Annotated in this window: 2 protein-coding genes; both read right to left on the bottom strand. The window is 44.8% G+C overall.

Translation table 11 applies throughout. The annotated features are described in order from the left end of the window. On the bottom strand, positions 1-79 hold a 79-nt coding region (locus ACEWB7_RS17565; protein WP_411581032.1), incomplete at its 3' end, for a hypothetical protein. A gap of 122 nt (positions 80-201) precedes the next feature. Further along, the gene (locus tag ACEWB7_RS17560; protein ID WP_014640285.1) at positions 202-354 is read right to left on the bottom strand and encodes a hypothetical protein; all 153 of its coding nucleotides are present in this window, start codon (positions 352-354) and stop codon (positions 202-204) included. Positions 355-469 lie beyond the last annotated feature (115 nt).

Genomic DNA, 469 nt, shown 5'->3' with positions numbered 1-469 from the left:
CCACGTAGTCACTACCCAGATACTTGTTGATCGTTTTGGCTTTTGCCGGGGACTCAACGATGACAAGAGCTTTACCCATATTCACCTTACCTAATTTGATTCTTCCAGGAATGCGTCGCACGTTGATAAACCTTCCACTGGCAACGAGTTACCGATATGGACTCTTTCTCTGCGGATATCAACCCCTTGTCGTGACTCTGTTCACGAAAATTCAGGTGACTGAGTTAACAGGTCTTGGCCTACAGGCGCTATAGCACGACGGAATTTTGGTCGAATGTCAAGCAAATCTATTGCCAGATTGACGAAAGCGTCACACTGTACCTGATAAAATCCGATACGCAACTTTATTAGCATGCAAAATCCAAAGTTACCAGTAAGGCGCTCTTGCCACCAGCGTGGTATATTTGTCTGCAAGCCATGCCTGGCGTAGACTAATGTCCTTGTTTAAGGAGTAAATAATGAACAAAGA

The organism is Acinetobacter sp. NIOH-H-8 (assembly GCF_046635365.1).
Lineage (GTDB): Bacteria > Pseudomonadota > Gammaproteobacteria > Pseudomonadales > Moraxellaceae > Acinetobacter.
Note: the sequence above shows the minus strand (reverse complement) of the source record. Positions and strands in the feature narration are given on the sequence as shown.

Coding starts and splice junctions, on each gene's coding strand:
- ACEWB7_RS17560 (WP_014640285.1), bottom strand. CDS start 354: ATGCTAATAAAGTTGCGTATCGGATTTTATCAGGTACAGTGTGACGCT.